At 76.1% G+C, this 591-nt stretch carries 1 protein-coding gene; it reads left to right on the forward strand.

What is annotated here, in order from left to right; genetic code table 11:
• A partial coding sequence (locus CKO13_RS12465) for a YhdP family protein (protein WP_274600702.1) occupies nucleotides 1-591 on the forward strand: 591 nt, incomplete at both ends.

Genomic DNA, 591 nt, shown 5'->3' on the forward strand with positions numbered 1-591 from the left:
GCCCTCGGCCTCGCCGAGCCCGGCGCCTGGCCGCGCACGGCCATCGACATCGAGCGCCTGCGCCTGGCGGGCCGGACGGCGGGCCGGGCCCGCCTGCGCCTGATCCCCGGCGAGGAGGCGCTCTACCTGCGCGAGGCGAGCCTCCACGGCAGGACCGTGGACGTCGTGGCGAGCGGCGCCTGGCGCGACGGGCGGACGACGGTCAGCGGCCGCCTGCAGGCCGGCGACGTCGCGCAGCTGCTCGCCCTGCTCGGGGCGCCGCCCGCCGTGGCGGTGGCCGAGGTCGACCTGGTCGCCGAGCTCGACTGGCCCGGGCCGCCGTGGGCGGTGCGCGCCGAGCGCCTCGGTGGCCGGCTCCGCCTGGCCATGGACGAGGGGCGGATCACCGAGGTCGACCCCGGCGCCGGGCGCCTCGTCGGCCTGCTCGGCCTGCGCATGCTCCCGCGGCGGATCCTGCTCGACTTCCGCGACCTCTTCGGCGAGGGCTTCGCCTTCGACAAGCTCAAGGGGCGCATCGAGGCGGTCGATGGTATTGCAAAAATTGATAGGTTGCGTATCGCAGGGCCGGCCGCCCGGGTTATGATCGAGGGC

It is taken from the genome of Halorhodospira neutriphila (assembly GCF_016584055.1).
Classification (GTDB): Bacteria; Pseudomonadota; Gammaproteobacteria; order Nitrococcales; family Halorhodospiraceae; genus Halorhodospira; species Halorhodospira neutriphila.